General features: G+C 44.3%; 7 protein-coding genes. 3 read left to right on the plus strand and 4 right to left on the minus strand.

Going from position 1 to position 6369, the window contains the following annotated elements; all coding sequences use genetic code 11:
• Positions 1 to 77 precede the first annotated feature (77 nt).
• The 4 genes from IV55_RS04340 to IV55_RS04355 all read right to left on the minus strand — a co-directional run bounded on the left by IV55_RS04340 (position 78) and on the right by IV55_RS04355 (position 4552).
• Positions 78 to 545, minus strand: a complete 468-nt coding sequence (locus IV55_RS04340) for an NUDIX hydrolase (protein ID WP_057809747.1) — start codon at positions 543 to 545, stop codon at positions 78 to 80.
• Positions 542 to 988: an 8-oxo-dGTP diphosphatase gene (locus tag IV55_RS04345; RefSeq protein ID WP_057809748.1), complete on the minus strand. Its 447-nt coding sequence runs from the start codon at positions 986 to 988 to the stop codon at positions 542 to 544. Before IV55_RS04345 ends, IV55_RS04340 begins: the two co-directional genes overlap by 4 nt.
• Positions 989 to 1137: 149 nt before the next feature.
• Positions 1138 to 3522, minus strand: coding sequence for a phosphoketolase family protein (locus IV55_RS04350; RefSeq protein WP_057809750.1), 2385 nt, complete (start codon positions 3520 to 3522; stop codon positions 1138 to 1140).
• A gap of 301 nt (positions 3523 to 3823) precedes the next feature.
• Positions 3824 to 4552, minus strand: a complete 729-nt coding sequence (locus tag IV55_RS04355) for a GntR family transcriptional regulator (RefSeq protein WP_057809751.1) — start codon at positions 4550 to 4552, stop codon at positions 3824 to 3826.
• Between the two features lie 120 nt (positions 4553 to 4672).
• Between IV55_RS04355 and IV55_RS04360 the strand changes: the two genes are divergently transcribed.
• From IV55_RS04360 to IV55_RS04370, 3 genes are read left to right on the plus strand one after another with little or no spacing between them, the layout of a single operon-like run.
• Positions 4673 to 5167, plus strand: a complete 495-nt coding sequence (locus tag IV55_RS04360) for an aminoacyl-tRNA deacylase (protein ID WP_057809752.1) — start codon at positions 4673 to 4675, stop codon at positions 5165 to 5167.
• A gap of 1 nt (position 5168) precedes the next feature.
• A complete protein-coding gene (locus IV55_RS04365; protein ID WP_057809753.1) occupies positions 5169 to 5420 on the plus strand; it encodes a DUF3781 domain-containing protein in 252 nt (83 codons plus the stop codon).
• A 19-nt stretch (positions 5421 to 5439) separates the two neighbouring features.
• Entirely contained in the window at positions 5440 to 6234 is a 795-nt protein-coding gene (locus IV55_RS04370; RefSeq protein WP_057809754.1) for a hypothetical protein, read from the plus strand.
• Positions 6235 to 6369 lie beyond the last annotated feature (135 nt).

Consider the following 6369-nt stretch of genomic DNA (forward strand, 5'->3'; position numbering starts at 1 on the left):
GTCGCTATGCAGACTACGACTTTCCGACTTCTGTCCCACTCTCGTCATTAACAACCATTCTAACACCAAGTGAGTGATTAGTCACTGCTGAAAACATCGTTCATATAGACCGGTACACTGGGCAACTCACTAACTTTTCTAAGCCAAAGAGGATAAACTCGCTTAGCTTTTAAGTCTGCTAATTTTACCCACTCAAAGGTATGCTGTCCGACCGTAAATGTGTCAGGTGGCAAAACGTCACTAGCTAACTTCATCAGATGCACTAATTGGATTTGCTGATGCTTCTGTTGATCATCAATAAACTGATGATCCATAATCCAAAGCAAGCGCTCTGGGACCACCGTAACATGGAGCTCTTCCCTATACTCACGAATAACCGCAGTTGTAGAGGATTCATCCATCTTTTGTTTGCCACCAATCAAGGCTAAATTTTCACGTGACCGATGTAATAAAATTTTGTCGCCGAATTTTATAATTCCACTGGCACGCACATCGAAAATATCACCCTGCACATCAAAAATTAAATCATTAGCTTCAATTGTCACTTCAATTCTCCAGCTGGGTCATTTAGGTAGCTCAACTCAGAGACGCTTCGCTTTTCAAAAACATCAAGCACCTTATCCATGCCATGTGCAATTGGATGTTGGAACAGTTCGTCACGCCGCATCCAGCAAACATCGCCTTCACTCGAAGATCGTAAATCACCCGAGTAAGAATCCGTTCTGAACAATGCCACAATATAGCGACCATGATCAGTCATAAATTCTTTAATGCCACAAAAGATCGGATTATGAATTTGTAAGCCGGTTTCTTCCTTCACTTCACGAATAGCTGAATCAACAAAGCTCTCACCCTGTTTTATGTGCCCGCCGGGAAAGGTAAAACCAGGCCAGTCCGGATTACGACGATCCTCAACCAGTAACTGATCAGTTTCGTTATCCGATACCAATACCATGTTTGTTAGTTCAACTTGTTCTGTCTTTGCCATTTCATCTTCCCTTCCCATGCGTTTATAACGTGAAATCAATTATCATGCTCTTTGTTTCCATATGCAACATTTAACATCACTTTCGCAAAAAAACAGAGCTTACGCAACCCCAAAGGGTGCGTAAGCTCTGTTTAAACATAGTTAATGGATTACTTGATGTCTTTCCATGCCCATGCGTTAACTTCTGGTAAATCAGTACCTTCATCACGGATGTACTGGTTGTGTTTAGCAACCATGTCGTCCATGTGTTGAGTAAATTCACCGGCTTGTTCAGCAAACTTAGTTGCGTTGATGGCATCCTTAGCCAAGTGGAAGCGGTCCAATTCGTTCAAGACACGCATGTCAAATGGAGTCGTGATGTCCCCGTTTTCACGGTAGCCATGGAAGCTCATGTTGTGGTTATGACGGTCGTAGACCAAACCACGCAATGTGTTTTCGAAGCCATGGAAAGCAAAGATAACAGGCTTGTCAGTCGTGAAGTAACGGTCGAATTCTTCGTCCGTCAAACCACGGTCATCTTGGTCGTCACCCTTCTTACGTAACTTCAACAAGTCCACAACGTTGATGAAGCGGAACTTCAATTCTGGGAAGCTTTCGTGCAGCAATGAAATTGCAGCAAGAGTTTCCATCGTTGGTTCCGTACCAGCTGCTGCAAAGACAACATCTGGTTCAGCGTTGTCATCGTTAGAAGCCCAAGGAATGATACCCAAACCGTTGTTAACCAATTCAGTCGCTTCGTCAATGGAGAACCATTGAGTCCGTGGGTGTTTGGAAGCAACGATCAAGTTGATCACTTCGCGACTCTGTAATGACTTGTTCATAACAGCTAATAAGGTGTTTGCATCGGCTGGTAAGTATTCGTTAACCAGTTCGTGACCCTTTTCAGCCATGTGACCTAGCATACCTGGGTCTTGGTGAGTGTAACCATTGTGGTCTTGTTGGAACACAGTGGAAGTGTTGATGATGTTCAAGGCTGGGTAATCATGACGCCAGTTTTGTTCTTGCGCCTTACGTAACCACTTGTAGTGTTGTGTCAACATTGAGTCAACGACACGCGTGAATGATTCGTATGATGCGAAGAAACCGTGACGACCAGTCAGAACGTAACCTTCTAACCAACCTTCAGCTTGGTGTTCAGATAATTGAGCATCAAGGATCCGGCCAGAGTGGGCAACGAATTCATCGTTTGGTTCGTGAATGTCTTCCATCCATTGACGGTTGGTAACATCGAATGCATCCCAGAGACGGTTTGACATAGTTTCGTCAGGTCCCATGATCCGGAAAGTATCCTTGTTTTGCTTCATAGTGTCAGCAGTGAATGCTGATAATACTTGCATGTCCATCCGTTGCTTTGAGTTATCCTTCAAGTCTTCGTCTTTAACGGCGAACTTGCGAATATCTTCAAGCTTCAATGGTTCTGGGTGAATCCCACCGTTAGTGATAGGGTTCATAGCCATCCGTTGGTCACCCTTAGGTTCAACAGCTGACAAGAATTCCTTTGGAGTTCCGTCTTCGTTGAATAATTCTTCAGGCTTGTATGACTTCAACCAGTCGATCAGAAGATCAACATGTTCCATGTGGTTTGCGTCAACAGGAAGTGGAATTTGGTGAGCACGGAATGAGTTTTCGATTGGGTTACCGTTCAAGTCCTTCTTAGGACCAGTCCAACCCTTAGGTGCGCGAAGCACGATCATTGGCCATACTGGTAATGAATCGTCGTTGTTGTCACGCGCGTTCTTTTGAATGGCTTTGATTTGTTCAACAGCTGCGTCAACAGCCTTAGCCATGTCTTGGTGAGCCTTTTCGTGGTCTTCACCATCAGTTTCAACAAATGTTGGTGCCCAGCCCATACCTTCGTAGTACTTAGTAAGGTCTGCGTCACTCATCCGAGAAAGGATCGTTGGGTTAGAAATCTTGAACCCGTTAACCTGGATGATTGGCAATACAGCACCGTCGTGGATTGGGTTGATGAACTTGCTTGACATCAAAGAAGCGGCCAAAGGACCAGTTTCTGATTCACCATCACCGATTTCAACAGCAGCAATCACATCAGGGTTGTCTAAGATAGCACCAACACCATGTGAAAGGGAGTAACCAAGTTCGCCACCTTCGTGGATTGAACCTGGTGTTTCAGGAGCAGCATGTGAAGCAACCCCACCTGGGAAGGAGAATTGCTTGAACAAACGCTTCATACCATCTTCATCCTGAGTGATACGTGGGTAGCGCTCAGTGTATGAACCGTCAAGGTATGCGTTAGAAACCATAACTTGACCACCGTGACCTGAACCTTCGATGTAGAACATGTTCAAGTCATACTTCAAGATAGCACGGTTTAAATGTGCGTAGATGAAGTTCTGTGGAACGATGGTGCCCCAGTGGCCGATTGGCTTAACTTTAACGTCTTCTGCCGTTAAGTCGCCCTTCAATAATGGGTTGTCCTTTAAGAACAACTGACCAACTGAAAGGTAGTTCGCTGCACGCCAGTAGGCGTCAACTGTGTCTAAGTATTCTTGTGAGTCGTAATCAACTGCCATGAATATTTACACTCCTTCAAAATTTATTAATATCCGCAACTTGCTGTGAAATCCACCGACTTTTACCGGTCAATTTACACTTACTATAATAATCGCTTTTAAATAAAAGTCAACCTTTTAGAAAATTGGTACGACCCAATTATCTGAAAGTGATTTTCATCCCCACGACTTTGAACATCGATCAACATTTCTCACGATCTGTTAATCTCCGTCAATGCTAACAAACTCCGACCAAAAACGTACAAAAAAAGTGCTAAGCTTGAAACTTTCTTAGCACTTTCTAATCGTAACCATTAAATTGTTAGTCAGCATCCAGGTCCATGAATGTGTTGTACTTCATATATTGATAGTGGACGCGCATGTTCGATACTTCAAATGGCGTCCCATCGTCGAGGAAGAAGATCCCGCTCATAACGCCAACTGGTTCGTTTGGCTTTAATGAAAGCAATTCTTGATCTTGCTCGGTGGATGGTTCGGCTGCAACAGTCATAAAAGACTTTGTAACAGACACGTGTTTAATGTCTTCCAAGTAATTGAAGATCGAACCTGAGACGACATTGGAGGATAACTCAGGCATGATCTTAATTGGAATAAAACCTGTCTCAATCATCACCGGCTGTTCATCCAATAGTCGTAGCCGTTTGATTTGATACACAAAGTCATCATCAGTTAAAAACAGGTCTTGTTGTAATTCAGGTGTTGCCGGAATGACCTGGAAGTCGAGCAACTTAATGCCTGGCTTCATGCCATCCACACGCATCGAATCAGTCAGCCCTAAATTACGCCCTTCATAGCTAAATACAGCTTTGTTTTTTAAGTACAGTGGATTAACAAAGGTTCCTGACCCACGCTTCTTAAAAATAATTCCCTGCTGTGCCATTACATTTAGTGCACGCTTAACGGACGAGCGACTCACTTGATACGCATCACTAAGGCTACGTTCATCTGGTAGTCGTTTATCAGGGTACTGCCCGTCATTAATGCGCCGCTTTAAATCCTGCATTACATTCTTATAAACTAGATCCGCCATATCGACGCTCGGTTCCTTTCTATGTATACTAAATTAGTGTCAGTATAACAGAAAAATATTGGTCCAGCCAATTTTTAATTAGGTCCGTACCAATATCTATCACCATAAGGAGGTTTCACTGTGGCAAAAAAGAAACGTCTACAAAAAACGCTGGTCGAAAAAATCTTAGACCGCGCAGGCATTCCCTATGAACCATTAGCGTTTGCAACCCATCAAGCCGGCGATGTCGCGCAGTTGGATGTTGACCATGATGAAGTCGATGAACATCAGATTTATAAGACCCTTGTGCTATCAGGTAACGTGACTGGTCCGTTAGTTGGCGTAGTGCCTTTGGATACGCACCTAAGTTATAAAAAATTGGCTGCCGCCTCTGGTAACAAAAAAGTTGGCATGGTCCCGCTAAAGGACCTGCTCAAAACGACTGGTTACGAGCACGGTGCCAACACACCCATCGGAATCTGGGAAAAGTACCAGTACCCCATTTACTTTGATACCGTTGCGCAAGCACAAGGCGACATCATCGTCTCTTCTGGTAAAATTGGGCGCTCTGTTAAGGTTAATGCAGCGGCTGTCGCTGAGCTTGTTCACGGCACGTTTACCGATTTAGAAGAATAGCATGCTAACAAACGAGGAACTCGCGGCAATGTTATGCTATACCCCACTTGTCTTTGAACGCATCAATAAAAAGTTGCAGCAAAAAATGACCATCAGCGAGGCAACTGCTTTTGTTCACTTTGCCGTATTAACTGCCGATGAACTAGTCACTCGTGGGAAGAATATTTACGCAGCAAACTACCGTCAGCACGTTTGTGTCACCGTCAATAAGCACAACCATCGCGTAATCACGGTGACACAATTAACTACTTAAGAAATCATGGACACTATTTATGACATTTGGATCGCTCGGCCAGCAAATTCTCGCTAATTTGCTGGCAATCTTTCTTTACGGTTTAGCAATCCCGTTACTTTTCAGCTGGGGGCTGACCGTGATCAATCGCAACACAAAACAATTGCTAGCGGGTCACTTTGGAATCAATTCGCAAGTTTATCTAGGTGCGCTTGGTATCATCGTTCATGAAGCCAGTCATTTGCTCATGGCACTGCTGTTTGGTCACAAGATCACGCGGTTTCGTCTTTTAAAATTCGCACATCCTGAAAATCGTGAGCGCGACCCTGAAGCAATGACCCTTGGCTATGTCAATCATCGATGGAACAGTGGTGACACTTACCAGACCATGGGAAACTTTTTCATTGGCTTCGCGCCGATTGTTGGCGTCAGCGCGTTACTATTTGGCCTAACGGCATGGTTACTGCCACAAACTTATGGCAATATTTTAGCCTTCGCACAAGATCCAAGCTGGTCGGCACTTTTCCACGCACCAGTGAGTGATGTCGCTACCGGGCCATTCTTAGCACACTTACTTTTATGGCTCATCTTAGTAACTAACCTTAGCGTTGGTGGCTTCGATCTCAGTGCTGCCGATTTAAAAAACTCCGCCAATGGCTTAACGAGTTACGTTATCGTACTCAGTTTTATTGCCGTCAGTGCCGGCGTCCTCGAATGGTCGCTTGCCGTTTGGTTCAGTCAACATTTACTGCCTGTGTTCATGGCGTTGTTACTAGTCGTCGTCATCTCCGGCGTCGTTAATGGTCTGGTTCGTTTAGTTATCAAAAAGTTTTAAGCAATCGAAAATGAAAAAACAACGAGTTTGGGACATAAGTCATCTTGTCCCAAACTCGCTGTTTGCTTTACGAACTTAAATAGCGAAAACGTGGGACAAAAGTCAAGTCGCTGTGCAGACTACGAACAACCTACC

The sequence above is a fragment of the Furfurilactobacillus siliginis genome (genome assembly GCF_001437435.1).
GTDB lineage: Bacteria > Bacillota > Bacilli > Lactobacillales > Lactobacillaceae > Furfurilactobacillus > Furfurilactobacillus siliginis.